The following is a 16,604-nucleotide window of genomic DNA, read 5'->3' as shown; positions in this document are numbered from 1 at the left end:
CGAAACGAAAGAGACGATGACGGCAATATTTGATCTTACAGGCCAGTTCGCCCTGGTCACAGGCGCTTCCGGGGGGATCGGGGCCGCAATCGCCCGATCCTTGCATGCGCAAGGCGCACATGTAGTTCTCGGCGGACGCCGTCGCGATGCGCTGCAGAGCTTGGCGGCCGAGTTGGGGGGAGGCTGCTCGATCGTCGAGGGTGATGTCGTCGGCGCCGGCGCGGCGGACGCTCTGATTGGCGCGGCCGCCGCGGCCGGTGGCCTGGATATCCTTGTTAACAATGCGGGCATCACCCGGGATACGCTAGCCCTCAGGATGAAGGACGAGGATTGGGATGCCGTCCTCGATACCAATCTAAGGGCCTGCTTCCAGCTCTCCCGCGCCGCACTGAAATTGATGGTCAAACGTCGTCAGGGACGCATCATCAATATTGGTTCCATCGTGGGGACGACCGGCAATCCCGGCCAGGCGAACTATGCGGCCGCCAAGGCTGGCCTGATTGGGATGTCGAAAGCGCTGGCCGCTGAGGTGGCGGGACGTGGCGTCACGGTCAACGTCGTGGCGCCAGGCTTCATCGCCACGCCCATGACGGATGCTCTTAGCGATCAGCAGAAGGCTGCGATCCTGGCGCGGGTCCCGGCCGGCCGACTCGGCACGGGGGGGGACGTGGCCGCCGCCGTCTGCTACTTGGCGGGGCCAGGTGGAGCTTATGTCACCGGGCAGACCATCCACGTGAATGGCGGGATGGCCATGGTCTGAACGTGTTTGACCAGGTATCGCGCCGATCGGGACTCTCATCTCGACGGATCAGCCGCGATCCTATTACTTTTTGATCCAGTTTTAGAGGGGCGAGCGGCTGGTAACGCCCTTGGTCATCGTGTAAACAGCGCGGCACTGCGAGCCCAGCGGGGACGCTTGTGCCTCTTTGCGCAACCGGAGAAGATGAATGAGCGATATCGCCGAACGGGTTAAGAAGATCGTCATCGAACATTTGGGTGTCGATGAGTCGAAGGTCACGGAGACGGCTAGCTTCGTCGACGACCTGGGAGCCGACAGCCTCGATACGGTCGAACTCGTTATGGCGTTCGAAGAGGAATTCGGTGTCGAAATCCCCGACGACGCTGCCGAGAAAATCATCACCGTGCAGGATGCGATCAACTACATTAAAGAGCACGCTTGAGCTGCGGCGCCGCGCGCCGCGCTGCCGCCTCAAAGACGCACGGAGGTCGCTGACGTGCGACGCGTAGCAGTTACCGGATTGGGCCTCGTTACACCACTTGGCTGTGGTGTAACGACGGTGTGGGAGCGGTTGATCGCCGGCCAGTCCGGCATCCGCCGCATCGAGAGCTTCGAGGTTTCAGATCTGCCCTCGAAGGTGGCGGGTCAGGTGCCGCTAGGTGATGGTCCCGGAGACTTTCAGCCGCTCGAATTCGTCGAGGCGAAGGAACTCCGGCGCAACGACGATTTCATCATCTATGCTGTCGCAGCGGCCTCAGAGGCCATTGCCGATGCCAAGGTTCCCCTCGATACGCCGGAATTGCGTCAGCGGGCCGGTGTGATGATCGGCTCGGGGATTGGCGGGCTCAACAGCATCGCCAAGACAGCCGTCATTCTGGAGAAGGAGGGCCCTCGGCGTGTCAGCCCGTTCTTCATCCCATCCGCGTTGATCAATCTTGCAAGCGGGCAGGTATCGATCAAGTTCGGCCTCCAAGGCCCGAACCATGCGGTCGTCACGGCCTGCTCAACCGGCGCGCATGCGATCGGCGATGCTGCCCGTCTGATCGCCCGCGGCGACGCAGACGTCATGGTGGCCGGCGGGACTGAGTCCGCAGTGGGTCGGTTGGGTATCGCTGGCTTCGCCGCCGCGAAGGCCCTCTCGACGCACTTCAACGATGAACCCTGGCGTGCGTCGCGCCCATGGGATAAAGCGCGTGATGGCTTCGTTATCGCCGAGGGTGCCGGTGTCGTTGTGCTCGAGGAGTACGAACGGGCCAAGGCGCGCGGCGCGGAGATCTATGCGATCGTCCAGGGATATGGCATGTCAGGCGATGCCTATCATGTGACCGCGCCACTTCCGGATGGCGACGGCGGCTATCGTTCGATGATATCCGCGCTCAAGAGTGCAGGTCTGCAACCGTCGGATATCGACTATATCAACGCCCACGGAACCTCGACGCCGCTGGGCGATGAGATCGAGTTCGGGGCGATCAAACGCCTGTTCGGCGACAGCGGTGATAAATTGTCGATGTCGTCGACCAAGTCAGCCATCGGCCATCTGCTGGGTGCGGCCGGCGGCGTCGAGGCGATCTTCTCCATTCTCGCGATCAAGCATCAAATCGTGCCGCCGACGCTAAATCTCGAGAATATCGAGGATAGTTGTCAGGGTATCGATCTCGTGCCGCTGGAGGCGCGTCGTCGTCCAGTTCGTGCGGCCCTCTCCAACTCATTTGGTTTTGGCGGTACGAACGCAACCTTGATCTTGACCGCTCCCGACGATCAGTAGGTCTCACAGACGAATCACCCATGCTAGCCAGCCGGCTTTTGAGAGGTACGTTGCGCATCATTATGGTGCTGGCGTTCCTCTTCTGTGTCTCTGGGATCGGTGCCTGGCTCTATCTTGATCATTGGCTGAACACACCTCGTCAACTCGACGCGGCGGTGACGGTGGATTTACCACTTGGCCTTGGCACCATGGACATCGGCCAGGCATTGCAGGCAGCCGGTGTTATCGATCAGCCCTGGCTTTTCTTCGCGGCGGTCAAGCTCGGCCGTGAGCAGCGCGCCCTGCGCGCCGGCGAGTATCAGTTCAAGCCCGGGCAGACGCCAGCTGAAGTCATCGAGGCGATGCGGACTGGAGCCGTACTGCTCCATCCCGTCACCGTCCCGGAGGGAAGGACGGTCAAGGAGGCGTATGCGATCCTTGCCGGCTATGATTTTCTCTCCGGCGACCTGCCGCCTCTGCCGCCCGAGGGTACCTTGTTGCCGGAGACCTATCTGGTCGCCAGGGGCACGACGCGGGCCCAACTCGTGAAGCGGATGGCGAGCGATATGCAGCGTTTGCTCGATTCGGTCTGGAACTCCCGGCCGGCGGGCTATCCATTGGCCGCACCGCTGCAACTGCTGACGCTGGCGTCCATCATCGAGCGCGAGACGGCGAAGGCGGATGAATATCCGCTGGTGGCCGCCGTGTTCCTCAATCGCCTACAGCGCGGAATGCGCCTCCAGACGGATCCGACGGTGATTTATGGCTTGGCTGATGGCATGGGGTCGATCGGGCGGCCGCTGACACGTGCCGACCTCGCCAGCGACACGCCGTTCAATACATACAAGATAGATGGTCTGCCGCCAGGACCGATCGCCAACCCTGGCAAGAAGGCGCTCATGGCAGCCGTGAGGCCGGCTGCTGTAGATTATGTTTATTTCGTGGCAGACGGTTCGGGCGGGCATGTCTTTGCAAGCACGCTGCAAGAACATAACCGCAACGTTGCCAACTGGCGTAAGATCGAGTCCGCCAAGGACGCGTTGCAACAGGGGGGGCAGGTACCTGCCGCGCCGACCGACGCGCAGCCGCCGCCAGCCGGGCCGCCGCCGACCGACGCGCAGCCGCCGCCAGCCGGGCCGCCGCCGGCCGAAATGCAGCAGAGCCAGCCGTCCGAATGATGTCAAAGCGTCTTGGCGTCAGGCCTGCGGCTCACGAAAACGCCGCACGAACTCGGTAAGGCCGGGCTGACGGCGTCGTTTCAGGCGCTCGGCCATAAGAACCGAGCGGAGCGCCCAAAGGCTGGCTTCGAATTCCGCATTGACGAGCACATAGTCATATTCAGCCCAATGGGTAACATCGGCTGAGACCTGGGTCATGCGATAGGCAACCACGGCATCGCTGTCCTGCGCCCGCGTGCGCAGGCGACGCGCCAGCTCGTCCCGGTCGGGCGGCAGGATGAAGACTCCAACCATGTCATCGGCGGCTGCTTCGCGAAGCTGTTGGGCACCTTGCCAATCGATATCGAAGAGGACGTCGCGCCCCTGGCTCAGCGCCTGCTCCACAGCCTTGCGTGGAGTGCCATATCGATGGCCGTAGACATGAGCATGCTCGAGAAGCTCGCCCGCCAGGGCCATCCGATCGAATTCTTCTTCCTTGATGAAGAAATAATGGGTTCCGTCGATCTCGCCCGGTCTAGCGGGTCGGGTCGTGACCGACACCGACATCGAAAGCTCGTCTTCCGTCTCGAGCAAGCGGCGGGATAACGAGGTCTTGCCAGCGCCCGAGGGTGACGACATGACTAGCATCAAGCCGCGCCGACGTGACTGAGGTACGAGTACGGAGGCCAGCATTCTTGCGCGAAATCCCACCACATATGACGATGCGGATGAGTACTAATCCGAGCCACGCTCCGAACCAACCCCGTAAGCACGTCCTCATCACCGGTGGGTCCAGCGGTATTGGAGCTGCATTGGCGCTGGCTTATGCCAAGGAGGGTGCGCTCGTCTCATTGCAGGGGCGAAATCTCGAGCGACTGCGTCGCGTGGCTGCGCACTGCGTCGAGGAAGGTGGTGCCACCAGTCTCCAGGCGATCGACGTCCGCGAGCGGGATGCTCTGAGAGCGTGGCTGTTGGCGCGGGACGATAGTCAGCCAATCGATCTGCTGATCGCCAACGCGGGCATCGCGGGTGCGGTCGAAGCCAGCCCGAACGAGGCGCCGCCAATCGATGCGGGGGGTATCGTCGCTCGGACGATCGTGGAGATCAATCTTCTCGGTTTGATCGATACGGTTGAGGCCTTGCTGCCGCGTTTTCAGACGAGGCGCTCGGGACAGCTGGCGCTAATGGCGTCGCTTGCAGCCTATCGCGGCTATGCGGCGGCGCCTGCTTACGCCGCCAGCAAGGCGGCGATCCATATCTACGGACAGGGGTTACGAGCCCGCCTCCGACCTTTAGGCATCGCCGTCTCGACGATCTACCCGGGTTTTGTCGACACGCCCCTGACGCGGGACAACCCTTTTCCCATGCCCTTCATGATGTCTGTGGAGCGTGCCGCCCGGTTGATCAAGACAGGCTTGGACCAGCGCCGCCCGAAGATTGTTTTCCCCTGGACGACGTTCCTGCTCGCCAAATTGGCTGCAGGATTGCCCGATCGTCTCGTCGATCGCCTGATGAGTCGCACGGTCAGCAAGGAACCAGGTCCCTGACATGCTCTCGACGGCGCCTGATTGTTGCGGCAAGCATGACGCGCCTAGAGCCACCGACGCCGGAGCGATGACCCTGCCTCTCACGCCATCCACCCGTTCAGCGGAACCGGACCTTCCGCCTTTGCGCGAAGTCATCCGCCATTATGGCCTTCGCGCCGACAAGAAGCTTGGCCAGCATTTCCTCACTGATCCCAACATCCTGGGGCGCATTGTCGCCAGTGCCGGAGATCTTGCCGGCAAGGTGGTCGTGGAGGTCGGCCCGGGGCCCGGCGGTCTGACGCGGTTCATCCTTCGGGCCGCACCGAGGCGACTGACCGTGATCGAGCAGGACAGGCGTTGCCTTGCGGCCCTCCACGATCTGGATGGATTTTTTCCTGGCGTGATAAAGATCATCGAGGGTGATGCGCGGCGCCAGGATACGGGCACGCTGGCAGGCGGTGACAAACTGATCTTGATCTCGAACCTGCCTTACAATGTCGGGACCGAGCTTCTGCTCGGATGGCTTGGCGAACTGGATGTCTTCGAGCGGCTCGTTCTCATGTTTCAAAAGGAGGTGGCCCTTCGACTGACGTCGCGACCAGGCGAGGATGCCTGGGGGCGGCTTGCGGTCCTGGCCCAGACCCTCTGCGATGTGGAACGGCTCTTCGATCTGCCAGCCAGCGCCTTTGTGCCGCCGCCCAAGGTGGAGTCGAGCGTAGTGCGCTTTGATCCTCGCCCCGACCGGCCTGCGCAGGCATTCACCGTCCAATTGGGCCGGGTCACGCAGGCGGCATTCGGCCAGCGGCGCAAGATGTTGCGATCAGCTCTGCGGACCCTGTTGCCGGAGCCGGAGCTGCTTCTGGAGGAAGCGGGCATTATGTCGACGCGTCGTGCCGAGGAACTCTCGCTCGCCGAGTTTCACAATTTAACGCGTCTCTACATGCAGCGGCTCGATGGCCGGCCTTAGCCTGCCCGGTCCGCGGCCGTGGCATCCTCGATAGCATCGAGATCCCGATCACGCGTCTCTGGGAGAAGAAACGTGGCCCAGATCGTGCCGGCAGTGAGTATCATGAGATAGAGTGCTATCGGCAGCCAGGCGCCGACGCCGCGTGCGTCATCGGGATGAAGCGCTATCGTCGCGGCGATCAGCGCCGAGCCGATGAGCGGGGCGATTCCACCGGCAATCACGGCCGAGATCTCACGTGCCATCGAAACGCCCAGATAGCGGTGTCGGGCACCGAAGAGTTCCGGCATCAAAGCTCCCTGTGCACCGAACATGCCCCAGGCGCCGATACCCAGTGAGATGGCAAGGAACGTCAGCGACAAGGTGGTGCCGCCTTGGCTGAACGCCCACCAGGTCGGGATCGCCAGGACGAACTGTAAAATGGCAAAGCTTCGATAGACCGGCCGACGCCCGAACCGATCGGTCAGGGCTCCGGCGATCGGTACCGTGATGGCTCCCAGGATCGCCGCGACGATCAGGCCGAAAGAGCCGTCCGCGCGAGGCAGGCCCATAGTTCCGACGAGATAGCTGACGGCCAGTGCCTGATAGATCGAGGAACCGCCGTTCTCGGCTAGCCTCAGGCCGATTCCAATCAAAATGGGACGCTTGGACGCGAGCAGAAGCGCACGTAGCGGATGCTCGCGGTCTTGCTCATGCGCCTTGAGCTTCTTGAAGGTGGGACTTTCCTTGAGACGCAGGCGCATCCAGACTGCGACGGCGAGAATGAGAACGCTGCCGAGGAATGGTAGGCGCCAGAGCCACGAATCGGCGATGTTCTCCGTACTGTAGAGTAGTACGAAATAGACCAGGGCCGCGATGATCGTGCCGATCTGGATGCCCATGAAGGGAAGGGAGGCGAAGAATCCACGCCGGCCCTTGGGCGCATATTCGGTCATGAGGACCGCAGCACCCGCCTGTTCCGCCCCTGCTCCCAAGCCTTGCATGATACGGCAAAGTACCAGAAGAGTTGGGGCCACGAACCCGGCCTGCTCGAATGTCGGTAGAAGGCCGATGGCCGTGCTGCTCAGGCCCATGAGAAGAATGGTGGCAAGGAGGACGAACTTGCGGCCTAGCCGGTCGCCGAGTGCCCCGAAGACGATACCGCCGATCGGCCTTACGGCAAAGCCGACGAAGTAGGTGGCAAAGCTCGCAAGGAGGCCGATGCCCGGCGCTTGCCCAGGAAAGAAGAGCGGCGTGAAGATCAGCGCCGAGGCCAGGCTGTAGAGGGCAAAGTCATAATATTCGAGTGCGCTTCCGAGCGAGGCCGTCCAGGCGGCGACTGCCAACTCGGACGTCGTTATGACCGAGGATCCCGAATTGGTCGCTTCATCCACTGCGACTGCCCCCGTCATCGCCTTATCCCTTATTGGTGCCCTGACCGTCCGCTTCCAAGGCGGACGCATGCTTAGCCTGCGCCAGTTTTGCCGCCAGAGCAAATCAGAGTTATGCGATCATCGTGATCGGCGTCCGAAAAACCTATTTATTTGGCGTTCGTGCGAGAACTAGATGAAAAGAAGAATTAGATAAGTGATGCGCTAACTAGAATTGATACCGTTTATGATATCGGCAGATAGAACATCATCGATTTGACGAAATGTGTTCGCTCAGGTGACCGCCGAGGCGGTTTCGTGTCAAAGCAGCGATCGGGTATTTGCCTCGTCCATACTCCTCATGGTTAGGCTGTCTGCAACGCGATCGAAGTGTCCGTCCTGCCCTTCAATGCGTAGGTTCGCCAGGATAACGATAACTTCGTTGCCACGCGCGAGGCTGACGATCAAACCATTGGAAAATACCATACATCCCCCTCCGCCCCGGGGCCGCCAAAACAACGGTGGTTGCCACCCCCCGGCGGGTATTCGGCAGCAGGCGTGACGACAAGATCTATGGCGCGCTCTGCCGCGCGAGAGTTGTGGAAGTCCATCTCATGCGATTCGGCAACGTGCTGATGGACGCAATAGGAGTCTGGATTAGAATTCTCTACGCGTGGCCAGCCTGGATATCCTCTCGGCCGTCCTGGCGATCGCAAGCCTGCTCCCGGTGATGCTGCGCCATCACCGGCTACCACGAGAGGTCGAGGCTCATCAGCCGCGGGCCGGAGTAACCCTGGGGTTCACCTACGCCGCCCGTCAACGGCGAATGGCGATGGCGGGCTCAGGCTCCGACAGCAATTTCCCGCATGTCGCGCGGAACTAAGGCCAGTTCGGGTGCCGGACGATCGTTCCACGTTCCAGTCCAGGCCTCGAGGACGACCGGCACTGATTTCGAAGTCGGTGTATTGCTCTGCAAAGCTCGACGGTGCAGCGGTACCAGCGGATTGGTCTCCGGATAATAGGCTGCCGCACAGCCTGCCGGGATGTCGTAATCGACCAAGCGGAAGCCACCGACGCGTCGCTCCTGGCCATCCGGCGAGACGGTGCGCATCGCCACCATCGCGCCCTCTGCAAAGCCAAGCCGCTCACGGTCTGCCTTGTTGACGAAAACGACCATGCGCTGGCCGAAGACGCCGCGATAGCGGTCATCTAGGCCATAGATGGTCGTGTTATACTGATCGTGGCTTCTGATGGTCGTCAGGTTGAGCACGCTTGTGTCATTGTCGGGCATGTCATCCTCGACGATGCCGTCATGGACGATGAAGTTTGCCTTGCCGTTCGGCGTCTTCCAGATCCGATGGTCGACGGGCGAATAGAGGCGAAAGCCGCCGGGCTGTCGGATCTTGGCGTTGTACCCGGCAAACAGATCCGGCATCGTTGATTCGATTGCATCGCGGATGCGGTCGTAATTGGCCGTGAAGCCGTCCCAATCGATGCCGAGCGAGGCTGGCAGGGTCGCCTTGGCCATGCCGCAGATGATGGACACTTCTGAGCGGAGATGCCGCGAGGCCGGAAAATTGCGCCCTGCCGAGGCGTGCACGCACGACATCGAATCCTCGACGGTGACCGATTGTGGTCCGGAGGCCTGATAGTCCATCTCGGTGCGTCCGAGGCAGGGCAGCAGGAGGGAGACCTTGCCGTGCACGAGGTGGCCGCGATTGAGTTTGGTGGCGATCTGGACCGTCAGGTCGAGCCCGCGCATCGCCTTCGCTGTCACTTCGGTGTCGGGTGCGGCCAGGAGGAAATTGCCGCCGAGCCCGATGAACGCCTTGGAATGGCCCTCCACCATGGCCTCAATTGCCTCGACGACATCGTGACCCCAGTCGCGGGGTGGGACGAAGCCGAAGGTGCGCTGCAGACCGTCCAGGAATGGTCCCTTGGGCTTCTCGTAGATGCCGACCGTACGGTCGCCCTGCACGTTGGAATGACCGCGTACGGGGCAGCAGCCGGCCCCGGGCTTGCCAAGATTGCCGCGCAGCATGAGGAGATTGACGATCTGCTGGATGTTGGCGACGCCCGTCCGGTGCTGGGTGATGCCCATGCCCCAGACGGCGATGACCGCATCGGCGCGGATATAGCTGCCAGCGGCTGTCAGTATAGCCTCTTTGGTCAGCCCCGATTCGCGTACGATCTCGGCCCAGCTCAGACGCTCGACATCCTGCTGCACGGCCTCAAAGCCGGTCGTGTGAGTAGCGATGAACTGCCGGTCGAGGATCGAGGGACGGCCCTCGGCCAGCGCCTCCGCATCGGCCTCGAGCACGGCCTTCATGATGCCCTTGATGGCGGCAAGGTCACCGCCGACACGCACCTGATGATATTGCGTGGCGATCTGGACGGGCTTTACGAGGTCGGCCACATGCTGCGGCGAGGCGAAGCGCTCGAGAGCTCGCTCGCGCAGCGGATTGAAGACGATGATCTCCGCCCCCCGCTTGGCGGCCGCACGAAGATCATTCAGCATGCGCGGGCTGTTGGTGCCGGGATTCTGGCCGAAGATGAAAATGGCGTCCGCCTTCTCGAAATCTTCGAGAACGATCGTTCCCTTGGCGACACCGATCGATTGTGGAAGCGCCACGCTCGTCGATTCGTGGCACATGTTGGAGCAGTCAGGGAAATTATTGGTTCCCCAGGCGCGCGCGAAGAGCTGGAACATGAAGGCTGCCTCGTTCGAGGCGCGGCCTGAGGTATAGAATTCCACCATGTTTGGATCCGGGAGCTTGTTAAGCTCCCGTCCAATCAGCGCATAGGCTTCATCCCAGCTCGTTTCGACGTAGCGGTCCGTCGCCGGATCGTAGACCATGGGGTGCGTCAGGCGACCCTGGTCCTCAAGCGCGAAGTCGCTCCATTCCAAAAGTTCGCTTACCGTATGTTCGGCAAAGAATGCGGGGATGGTCCGCTTCTTGGTCGCCTCCCAGGCGACGGCCTTGGCGCCATTCTCGCAATACTCGAAGGAGCTTGTGTGCGAGGGGTCGGGCCAGCCACAACCTGGGCAGTCGAACCCCTCGGGCTGGTTCATCTGGAGCAGCGCGCGATTGCCGTTGATGAAGACCTTCTGCCGGCAGAGATGGCGCTCCACCGCCTCGAGTGCGCCAAGGCCGCCGGCAGCAGCCTTGTATGCCTTGATCTTGGCCTTGCCAGACATGTGGCGCACTCCTCACTCGACACAACTATAAAGGCTGCAGGTACGTCTTGCGGGATCGGTACGTAAGTCGCTAGATCGACAAAAGATTGTTGCGGATAGCGCAATAATGGAGGCGCAGCTGGACGATCTCGCTGGAATGCGCGCGCTAAAAGCCGTCGTTGAGGGCGGCAGTTTTTCGGCCGCAGCCCGGCGGCTGGGGGTCAAAACCTCGGCCGTCTCGCGGGCGGTGGCGGCTCTTGAGCGTGATCTCGGCGTCGGACTCTTCCTGCGAACGACCCGCAAGGTGCATCCGACCGAGGCTGGCGGTACGCTCTACCAGCACGCGCTACGGGTGTTGCGCGAGATCGAGGAAGCGCGAAGTGCCGTGTCGGCGATCGCTGACCGTCCTCAGGGCCTCTTGAAGCTGCATCTGCCCGCGGCTTTTGCGCGGCTTCACGTCATGCCGTTTATCCCTGAGTTCCTGGCGCGTTATCCGGATATCCGGCTGGATGTGGGGCTATCAGACATCCGTGTCGACTTGGTTTCGGTTGGCGTCGACGTCGCGATCCGGATCGGGCCCATGCTGGATTCATCGCTTATTGCTCGCAGGCTGGCGCCGCACCGCCGTGTGGTCTGTGCCAGCCCGGCCTACCTAGACAAGGCCGGCCCTCTCCAGCAGCCCGACGACCTTTTGCGCCATAATTGCCTGATCTATTCGCTCCAGCCTTCGCCCTACTGGTACTTCCGGCGGGGCGGACGCGAGAGCAGCGTTGCTGTTAGCGGGCGACTGCGCTCCGACGATTCCGGGCCGCTTCGCGATGCGGCCGTCGCCGGGGTGGGCGTGGTCCTCCTACCCACATGGCTCGTGGGACCTGATCTAGCGGCGGGTCGGCTGCGTCTCGTTTTGCCAGAGTGGGAAGCGATGATCGCCACCGCACCCTCGGGCATCTTTGGTATCCACGCCCCAGGCGGTCCTGTCTCTCCAAAGGTCAGGGTGTTCTTGGATTTTATCCAGGAACACTTTGGCCGTCCGCCCTATTGGGAGTCCTGGGAGGTGGCGCCGGCGGCCTGACCTTCAGGCGTGGGCCGTGCGCCGCGTCACGGGACGTTTGCCGGCGGGGCGCTCGGTAAGGCGGGCTATTGCGCTGGCACGACGAGGGTGCCTGGCCGGCCCGGTTGGCGCGGTCGACGTGCTGATTTGTACCTCGGGATCCTTGGCTGCGGCCAGGGCGGCGCTAAACGCCCGGGCCCGGCCCTCGGCGATCTCGAAGCGCGTCTCCCGCTCGTCGATCTGGATCCTTCCGATATCCTGCTTCGTGACCTGGCCCAGGCGACAAATCATCGGCACGAGCCATTTGGGATCGGCATTCTGGCGTCGACCTACGGGCAGGGAGAACCATACGGCCGGCATCGGCGCGAAGCGCCCTTCGCCGCGTCGGTGGCTGTCAATCGACTTAGCGCTATCATCGACCTGAGCCCTTGTCACAGGCTCAGGCGTCCCCGCTGCGGCGGCATTATTGCCGCGCATCGCTGCGCGCCGTTCGCGCCGGTTCAAGGGTTTCGTCGGCGAGCCCTCGGGCAGCGAGTCCGCCACCGTTACATCGGCTGCCAGCGGCAGGCGTGCCCGGTAGAGGCGAACGAGCACTGCGGCCAACCTCTCAGGCTCGAATTTAGCCAGGAGCGCGCGGGCGGCTTCCTGGTCGGACGCCGTTGCCGGCTCTTGGAGAAGGGGGTCTGCGAGGAAGCGAGTCTGGTCGCGCGCCTCGATCTGGGCCGCTGTCGGAGGATCGCTCCAGACAGCCTGCAGGCCGGCCCGATAGAGGAGCTGCTCGGCGCGGAGACGCCGGGAAGATGGCACGATGAGGACGCTGACGCCCTTGCGGCCGGCACGGCCAGTGCGGCCACTCCTGTGCAGGAGCGTTGCGTGGTTGGTGGGCAAGTCGGCATGGACCACGAGGTCAAGCTCGGGCAGGTCGAGGCCGCGCGCTGCTACATCGGTGGCGACGCAGATGCGGGCGCGGCCGGCGCGCATCGCATCCAACGCGGTGTTGCGCTCGTGCTGGCTGAGTTCGCCCGAGAGTGCCACAGCACTGAAGCCGCGATCCAACAGGGTCATATGCAGTCGCCGGACGGCTTCGCGTGTCGCGCAGAAGACGAGGCTTGCCGGCGATTCGTAGAAGCGCAGCACATTGACGATGGCCGCATCGGTTTCGGCCGGGAGAACGTCGACGGCGCGATAATCGATATCAGCGTGCGGTTGGCCGCGATCCAGCGTGTCGATCCTGAGCGCGTCCCGTTGGTAGCGCTTGGTCAGGGTGATGATGTTGCGCGCCAGCGTGGCCGAGAAGAGTAGGGTGCGCCGGCTTGCCGGGGTCCCCTCGAGAATGAACTCGAGATCCTCGCGAAAGCCTAAGTCCAGCATCTCGTCCGCTTCGTCGAGGACCACGACCCTGAGCGCGCTCGTATCAAGCTTGCCACGCTCCAGATGGTCTCGGATACGCCCGGGCGTGCCCACCACGATGTGGGCGCCTGCCGCCAGTGCCCGATGCTCGCGACGAATGTCCATGCCGCCGACGGCGGTCGCGATGCGCGCGCCGGTGGCGGCATAGAGCCAACTCAGCTCCTCGTTCACCTGCAGCGCCAACTCGCGCGTCGGTGCGACGATCAGCGCCAGCGGGGCGCCGGGCGCATCGAAGCGGAGGCTGTCCCCGAGGAGGGTGGGGGCTGCTGCCAGCCCGAAGGCTACGGTCTTGCCGGAGCCTGTCTGCGCCGAGACGAGCAGGTCCCGTTCAGCGTTGCCCGCTTCGAGAACCGCGGCTTGAACTGCCGTAGGTGTCGCATAGCCACGTTGAGCCAGCGCCTCGGCAAGGGCGGGATGGGTCGAGGGAAAAGACATTTAGCGGTCGGTCCTGATAAATGGCTGCGACCGGACACGCCTCAGCCCCGGCGACGGGCCGGGGAATGAAAACGAGGATGACTGAAGGTCCAAACGCAGATTCGTGACGCGCGACGACAAGAGACACAACGCCAACGCTCCGGCCTTTTATAGGCACTACGTCTCATGCGAAAGGCTTTTCGCGAAAGCGAGCTATGTTGTTTTGCAGATGGCTCTCGCTGCCGCAGCATGCAGCGATACGGCATCGCTTGTTGCACGGCGATAGAGGGCGCTGGAGGCCTCGGCGATTGAGTATGAAGACACATCCGGGCTTGAGGTGGGTTGCCATGGCGGCGGCGCTAGGTGTGGTGGCCAGCCATCCGGCATTGGCCATGACCTCGCAACCTTATGGCCGGCTCGCCGACGGTCAGGTCGTCAGTCGCTACGAATTGACCAATTCCCACGGGCTGAAGGTCGAATTTATCGATTATGGTGCCATCGTCACGGCGATTGTGACCCCCGATCGACGCGGGCAGCTGGCCAATATCGTGCTGGGACTCCCCAGCCTCGATGCCTTTCAGCGCTATAACGGAACCTACCATTTCGGGGGCGTGGTTGGCCGCTTCGCCAATCGTCAGGTCGAGAGGAGCGTCGTCCTTGATGGGAAGACCTATCAGGTGCCGCCCGAGGATTCGCCCAACGCTGTTAACGGCACACCCGACGGCTTTGATCGCCGCATTTGGAAAGTGGCACCCAAGGAAGCTGCTGGCGGCGAGGCTGCGGTTTTAACCCTTAAGAGCCCGGACGGTGATCAGGGCTTTCCTGGCAATCTCACAGTCCACGTAACCTACACGTTGACGGATCGGAACGAGTTCAGGATCGACTACGAGGCCAGCACGGATGCACCCACCGTCGTCAACTTGACGAGTCACTGCTATTTTAATCTCGGGGGGAACGGCAGTGGAAGCACGGATCGCGATCTCGTACGGATCGAGGCGGACAGCATCATGCCGTCCGACGCCCAGGGCATGCCGACGGGCTCTGTCCGTCCTGTCAAAGGAACACCCTTCGACCTGCACCGGCTGACCGCTATCGGTCCGCGACTGCGAGGGGCCGATCCTCAGCTCGTCGCGGCCAAAGGCTTCGACATGAATTACGTGATCGATCGGAGCAATGCGACTGCGGGGGCGCCTGTCGCCGCTGCAATGCTTCACGACCCGGAATCGGGCCGCACGTTGCGCGTCGCCACGACACAGCCGGACCTGCGATTTTATACCGGCAACCGACTGGACGGCAGTGTTGTCGGTTCCTCCGGCGGCATCTACCGCCAGGGCGACGGCATCGCCCTGGAGGCGGAGCATCTTCCAGATGCGTCGAACAAGCCGTCTTTCTTTTCGACTGAATTGCGGCCCGGGCAGAACTACAAAGCGACGACGATCTACCGCTTCGAGGTCGATAAATACCGGCCGGAGTGACCTCCGGCCGGTAAGAGGTAGCAAGATGCTGCTAGAGCGAGCCCTCTAGGGCCTTCGTCTGTTCGGCGTCGAGCCCGAGCCGGCTCGCCAGGTAGTCGAGATAGGCGCGCTCCGGTCGCTTTGTCGCGTCGACGGCGACAAAGGAGGCTAGATAGACCTGTTCGCGGCTGGTCTGGTCGGTAACGTCTTTAAGAAGTTGGTCAATGGAAAGAGGCTGGCTCATCTCGCGCTCGAGAATGGCCCGCTCCTCATCACCGGCCCCAGCCTGGGACAGTGCCGAGCTGATCCGCTGACGCTCATCGTCGCTGATCTGCCCGTCGGCATTGGCGGCCGCCACCATGGCCCGGATTAGAAGAAGCGCCTTGGCGTCCTGCATGGGCTCGACCGGCGGGGGCGGCGGCGAGGGCGCTCGTAGGATCTTGCCGATCGAATCACCGAGTGCGCCGCCAAAGCCGCCGCCACTGCTTGCCGGCGCCGGCGCCGGATTCGTGCCGCCGGGCTGCGGGCTGCCGGCCGGGCCGGATTGCTGCCACTGCTGAAACGCCTTCCAAGCGAGGTAGCCGAGACCGGCGATCGTCGCCGCCTGTCCGGCGCTGTAGCCCGATTGGGACGACGCACTCCGGGATGAGCGCGTATTTCCGCGCCCACCCATTTGCGTGGCGATCATGCTGCCCAGAAGGCCGCCCAGATCTGCCATGTCGTTTCTCCCTTGCTTGCGTGTTGGAAAACAAACCGCGGATCGTTAGGGGCAAGCTCTATTTAAAATCTTTCTTTGGCACGATGCCTGCCGTGGCCGCCTTGCCGAAGAGAACGCGATATGTCAGGCCCGCTGCAGCGGCGCCCACGATCGGGGCCACCCAGAAAAGCCAGAGCTGTCCGACGGCCCAGCCACCTGCGAAGAAGGCAACACCGGTGCTGCGGGCAGGATTGACCGAGGTGTTGGTGACCGGAATGCTGATCAGGTGGATCAGGGTAAGTGCCAGGCCAATGGCCAACGGCGCAAAGCCCGTAGGCGCACGCTCGTCGGTGCCTCCAAGGATGATCATGATGAACATGTAGGTCATCACAACCTCCGTCACGAGGCAGGCCAGCAGCGAGTAGCCGCCCGGCGAATGATCGCCATAGCCATTCGAGGCAAAGCCGGCACTAGGGTCGAATCCCGCCTGGCCCGAGGCGATGATGTAGAGGACGAGACCGCCTAGAAGGCCGCCCACGACCTGGGACACCACGTAGGGAATGAGCTCGGCAGTCTTGAAGCGTCCGCCGAATGCCAGTCCGACGGAGACGGCGGGATTGAAATGACCGCCGGAGATGTGGCCGACCGCGTAGGCCATGGTCAGGACAGTGAGGCCAAAAGCGAGGGCCACGCCCAGAAAGCCAATGCCCGTTCCTGGAAACTTTGCGGCCAGCACGGCACTGCCGCATCCGCCCAGGACGAGCCAGAAGGTGCCGAACACCTCAGCAAAGCATTTTGTCGAAAGATTCATCAATTGGTCTCCCGCGCGCGCAGCGCGCCTTTGATCAGTCTGCGGTCGAATGAGGGCCGATTCGTAATTGTCCAGCCAATCCGCCGAGCGCAGTTTAGGCAAAATCACCT

The 16,604-nt window shown here is 62.6% G+C and carries 14 protein-coding genes; 8 read left to right on the top strand and 6 right to left on the bottom strand.

From position 1 onward, the window contains the following. Nucleotides 1–25: 25 nt before the first annotated feature. The 4 genes from fabG to mltG all read left to right on the top strand — a co-directional run bounded on the left by fabG (nucleotide 26) and on the right by mltG (nucleotide 3,661). Nucleotides 26–760 (top strand): 3-oxoacyl-[acyl-carrier-protein] reductase, encoded by a 735-nt coding sequence (fabG, locus tag CFB17_RS05305; RefSeq protein ID WP_088560583.1) that lies wholly within the window; start codon nucleotides 26–28, stop codon nucleotides 758–760. 187 nt (nucleotides 761–947) lie between these two features. Continuing rightward, nucleotides 948–1,181: an acyl carrier protein gene (locus tag CFB17_RS05300; protein ID WP_088560367.1), complete on the top strand. Its 234-nt coding sequence runs from the start codon at nucleotides 948–950 to the stop codon at nucleotides 1,179–1,181. Between the two features lie 54 nt (nucleotides 1,182–1,235). After that, nucleotides 1,236–2,504 (top strand): beta-ketoacyl-ACP synthase II, encoded by a 1,269-nt coding sequence (gene fabF / locus CFB17_RS05295; RefSeq protein WP_088560366.1) that lies wholly within the window; start codon nucleotides 1,236–1,238, stop codon nucleotides 2,502–2,504. A gap of 50 nt (nucleotides 2,505–2,554) precedes the next feature. After that, nucleotides 2,555–3,661: an endolytic transglycosylase MltG gene (gene mltG, locus CFB17_RS05290; protein WP_243389741.1), complete on the top strand. Its 1,107-nt coding sequence runs from the start codon at nucleotides 2,555–2,557 to the stop codon at nucleotides 3,659–3,661. An 18-nt stretch (nucleotides 3,662–3,679) separates the two neighbouring features. On the opposite strand, the gene gmk is transcribed toward mltG, so the two are convergent. After that, a complete protein-coding gene (gene gmk, locus CFB17_RS05285; protein ID WP_243389740.1) occupies nucleotides 3,680–4,279 on the bottom strand; it encodes a guanylate kinase in 600 nt (199 codons plus the stop codon). Between the two features lie 77 nt (nucleotides 4,280–4,356). On the opposite strand from gmk, the gene CFB17_RS05280 reads away from it, so the two are divergent. Together CFB17_RS05280 and rsmA are read left to right on the top strand one after the other, a co-directional pair. After that, on the top strand, nucleotides 4,357–5,187 hold the full coding sequence (locus CFB17_RS05280; RefSeq protein ID WP_088560364.1) for an SDR family NAD(P)-dependent oxidoreductase: 831 nt from the start codon (nucleotides 4,357–4,359) through the stop codon (nucleotides 5,185–5,187). Nucleotides 5,188–5,254: 67 nt separating this feature from the next. Further along, nucleotides 5,255–6,133, top strand: coding sequence for a 16S rRNA (adenine(1518)-N(6)/adenine(1519)-N(6))-dimethyltransferase RsmA (rsmA, locus tag CFB17_RS05275; protein WP_088560581.1), 879 nt, complete (start codon nucleotides 5,255–5,257; stop codon nucleotides 6,131–6,133). On the opposite strand, the gene CFB17_RS05270 is transcribed toward rsmA, so the two are convergent. Both CFB17_RS05270 and CFB17_RS05265 read right to left on the bottom strand, forming a co-directional pair. Beyond that, complete coding sequence (locus CFB17_RS05270; RefSeq protein WP_088560363.1) at nucleotides 6,130–7,521, bottom strand: MFS transporter; 1,392 nt, start codon at nucleotides 7,519–7,521, stop codon at nucleotides 6,130–6,132. The genes rsmA and CFB17_RS05270 overlap by 4 nt on opposite strands. A 799-nt stretch (nucleotides 7,522–8,320) precedes the next feature. After that, the gene (locus CFB17_RS05265) at nucleotides 8,321–10,678 is read right to left on the bottom strand and encodes an FdhF/YdeP family oxidoreductase (RefSeq protein WP_088560362.1); all 2,358 of its coding nucleotides are present in this window, start codon (nucleotides 10,676–10,678) and stop codon (nucleotides 8,321–8,323) included. Nucleotides 10,679–10,784: 106 nt separating this feature from the next. On the opposite strand from CFB17_RS05265, the gene CFB17_RS05260 reads away from it, so the two are divergent. Next, the gene (locus tag CFB17_RS05260; protein ID WP_207761946.1) at nucleotides 10,785–11,729 is read left to right on the top strand and encodes a LysR family transcriptional regulator; all 945 of its coding nucleotides are present in this window, start codon (nucleotides 10,785–10,787) and stop codon (nucleotides 11,727–11,729) included. 3 nt (nucleotides 11,730–11,732) lie between these two features. Here CFB17_RS05260 and CFB17_RS05255 read toward each other — a convergent pair whose 3' ends face one another. After that, nucleotides 11,733–13,553 (bottom strand): DEAD/DEAH box helicase, encoded by a 1,821-nt coding sequence (locus tag CFB17_RS05255; protein WP_088560361.1) that lies wholly within the window; start codon nucleotides 13,551–13,553, stop codon nucleotides 11,733–11,735. 326 nt (nucleotides 13,554–13,879) lie between these two features. Between CFB17_RS05255 and CFB17_RS05250 the strand changes: the two genes are divergently transcribed. Next, nucleotides 13,880–15,007 (top strand): aldose epimerase family protein, encoded by a 1,128-nt coding sequence (locus CFB17_RS05250; protein WP_207761945.1) that lies wholly within the window; start codon nucleotides 13,880–13,882, stop codon nucleotides 15,005–15,007. Between the two features lie 31 nt (nucleotides 15,008–15,038). Here the strand turns inward: CFB17_RS05250 and CFB17_RS05245 are convergent, their stop codons facing one another. Beyond that, entirely contained in the window at nucleotides 15,039–15,704 is a 666-nt protein-coding gene (locus tag CFB17_RS05245) for a tellurite resistance TerB family protein (RefSeq protein ID WP_088560359.1), read from the bottom strand. A 58-nt stretch (nucleotides 15,705–15,762) separates the two neighbouring features. Then, nucleotides 15,763–16,494 carry an aquaporin Z gene (gene aqpZ, locus CFB17_RS05240; RefSeq protein ID WP_088560579.1) on the bottom strand — a complete coding sequence of 244 codons (732 nt, stop codon included), beginning with the start codon at nucleotides 16,492–16,494 and terminating at the stop codon, nucleotides 15,763–15,765. Nucleotides 16,495–16,604: the final 110 nt, after the last annotated feature.

Source organism: Arboricoccus pini (genome assembly GCF_900187945.1).
In the GTDB taxonomy this organism is placed as follows: domain Bacteria; phylum Pseudomonadota; class Alphaproteobacteria; order Geminicoccales; family Geminicoccaceae; genus Arboricoccus; species Arboricoccus pini.
This window is presented reverse-complemented; position numbering and strand designations above follow the sequence as displayed.

Bases quoted from the DNA above. Each gene is read 5' to 3' on its own strand.
- CFB17_RS05300 (WP_088560367.1), top strand. From the start codon at position 948: ATGAGCGATATCGCCGAACGGGTTAAGAAGATCGTCATCGAACATTTG.
- gmk (WP_243389740.1), bottom strand. From the start codon at position 4,279: ATGTCGTCACCCTCGGGCGCTGGCAAGACCTCGTTATCCCGCCGCTTG.
- CFB17_RS05280 (WP_088560364.1), top strand. From the start codon at position 4,357: ATGACGATGCGGATGAGTACTAATCCGAGCCACGCTCCGAACCAACCC.
- rsmA (WP_088560581.1), top strand. From the start codon at position 5,255: ATGACCCTGCCTCTCACGCCATCCACCCGTTCAGCGGAACCGGACCTT.
- CFB17_RS05270 (WP_088560363.1), bottom strand. From the start codon at position 7,521: ATGACGGGGGCAGTCGCAGTGGATGAAGCGACCAATTCGGGATCCTCG.
- CFB17_RS05265 (WP_088560362.1), bottom strand. From the start codon at position 10,678: ATGTCTGGCAAGGCCAAGATCAAGGCATACAAGGCTGCTGCCGGCGGC.
- CFB17_RS05260 (WP_207761946.1), top strand. From the start codon at position 10,785: ATGGAGGCGCAGCTGGACGATCTCGCTGGAATGCGCGCGCTAAAAGCC.
- CFB17_RS05255 (WP_088560361.1), bottom strand. From the start codon at position 13,553: ATGTCTTTTCCCTCGACCCATCCCGCCCTTGCCGAGGCGCTGGCTCAA.
- CFB17_RS05250 (WP_207761945.1), top strand. From the start codon at position 13,880: ATGGCGGCGGCGCTAGGTGTGGTGGCCAGCCATCCGGCATTGGCCATG.
- CFB17_RS05245 (WP_088560359.1), bottom strand. From the start codon at position 15,704: ATGGCAGATCTGGGCGGCCTTCTGGGCAGCATGATCGCCACGCAAATG.
- aqpZ (WP_088560579.1), bottom strand. From the start codon at position 16,494: ATGAATCTTTCGACAAAATGCTTTGCTGAGGTGTTCGGCACCTTCTGG.